The sequence below is a fragment of the Streptomyces sp. RB17 genome, assembly GCF_009604455.1.
In the GTDB taxonomy this organism is placed as follows: domain Bacteria; phylum Actinomycetota; class Actinomycetes; order Streptomycetales; family Streptomycetaceae; genus Streptomyces.
The window spans coordinates 1-1737 of the sequence record NZ_WEGL01000049.1; the positions used below are offsets into that span (position 1 = coordinate 1).

The window sequence follows — 1737 nt, forward strand, 5'->3', positions numbered from 1 at the left end:
TGGTTCTGGCTCACTTTCCGTGCCAGCACCACGGACGGTCACCGAAACCACGATCATGAACGGCCATGGGTGACACGTTCCTTCGCGACCTCTGGTTCCACCGGGTCGACGGCGTCCAGGTCGAAACGGTCGTGACCGATGCCGAGTTGGTGATGGTGAAGGCTCGGAGTACGGCAGGCCAGGCCGCGTGTTCGGCCTGTGGTGTGGTCTCGGCCCGGGTCCACAGCCACTACCTGCGGCGCCTCACGGATTCCGCGGTCGGGGGCAGGCGGACGGTGGTCGAGTTACGAGTCCGCCGGTTCCGCTGCCAGGAGAGAACTTGTGCGAGAGCGACGTTCGTCGAGCAGGTCGACGGGCTGACCTTCCGCTACGGCCGCCGTAGCAGCGGCCTGCACCAGGTGCTGCAGCGGCTGGCGGTGATGCTGGCCGGCCGGGCCGGGGCCCGGCTGGCGAAGACTCTGTAGGTCGCGGCCAGCCGCTCGACCCTCCTGCGGCTGATACGCGCTCTGCCGGACCCGGCAACCCCGGTCCCACGAGTCCTCGGCATCGACGAGTTCGCCCTGCGCAAGGGACGCGTCTACGGCACGATCCTGGTCGACGTCGAGTCACGCAGGCCGCTCGACCTGCTGCCGGACCGCACCGTGGCCACCGTCTCCGCATGGCTCGCCGCCCGTTCCGGAATCGCCTTCCTCTGCCGGGACCGCTCCAGCGCCTACGCCGAAGCCGGACGCACCGGTGCCCCGGACGCCGTCCACGTCGCCGACCGCTGGCACATCTGGAAAAACCTCGCCGAAGCCGTCGAGAAGACCGTCACCCGACACCGCGCCTGCCTACGCCGGCCTCAAGACGAAGTCCCGGCCCCGGCTGCGGGGACGCTGCTCCCGGACGAGGACGAGGCCGAACAGGGGCCCCGCAGATCGGGACGACTGTCGGACCGGGTACGCCGGCAGCACACGGCCGTCCACGAACTGATCAGCAGGAACGTGAGCCTGCGGGGCATCGCCCGCCAACTGCAGCTCAGCCGGGGCACCGTCCGCCGCCTGGCCCGAGCCGCCACCCCGGACGAACTTCTGGTCGGCCGGTGGACCAACCTCCCCAGCATCCTCGACGACCACAAGCCCTACCTGCACCAGCGGTGGGCCGAGGGCTGCACGAACGCCACCCGTCTCTTCCACGAACTCAAGGAACGCGGCTATGAGGGCGGCACCACCGTGGTCCGCCGCTACGTCAGCCGGCTCCGCGAAGCCTTCCCCCCGGCTGGCCCGCCCCGTCGTGATCCCACGGTCCGGGACGTCACCAACTGCCTCACCCGCCACCCCGACAGCCTCGACGAGGACGAGTCAACGCAGGTGAAGGACCTGCTGGACCGCTGCCCAGCCCTCGCTCTCACCGCCGAGCATGTTCGCGCTTTCGCCGAGCTCATGAACAACCGCCAGGGCCGACTCCTCCACCGGTGGATCGCCGATGTCCGAAGCGACGACCTTCCTGACCTGCACACCTTCATCAACGGCCTCGGCCAGGACCTCGACGCCGTCACCGCCGGGCTCACGCTGCCTTACAGCTCGGGAGTCGTCGAGGGCCACAACAACAAGATCAAGATGCTCAAGCGACAGATGTTCGGCCGCGCCAACTTCGACCTCCTCCGCAAACGACTTCTCCTCGAAGCGGCGGCCGGCCGTTCATGATCGTGGTTTCGGTGACCGTCCGTGGTGCTGGCACGGAAAGTGAGCCAGAACC

2 protein-coding genes are annotated in these 1737 nt (G+C 68.7%); both read left to right on the top strand.

What is annotated here, in order from left to right:
- Nucleotides 1-65 precede the first annotated feature (65 nt).
- The gene (locus SRB17_RS47445; RefSeq protein ID WP_228396722.1) at nt 66-464 is read left to right on the top strand and encodes a transposase family protein; all 399 of its coding nucleotides are present in this window, start codon (nt 66-68) and stop codon (nt 462-464) included.
- An 81-nt stretch (nt 465-545) separates the two neighbouring features.
- Nucleotides 546-1685, top strand: coding sequence for a transposase (locus tag SRB17_RS45200; RefSeq protein ID WP_323377636.1), 1140 nt, complete (start codon nt 546-548; stop codon nt 1683-1685).
- The last annotated feature ends 52 nt before the right edge of the window (nt 1686-1737 follow it).

What these genes read in the sequence shown, in the direction of transcription:
- SRB17_RS47445 (WP_228396722.1), top strand. Translation starts at nt 66, where the DNA reads ATGGGTGACACGTTCCTTCGCGACCTCTGGTTCCACCGGGTCGACGGC.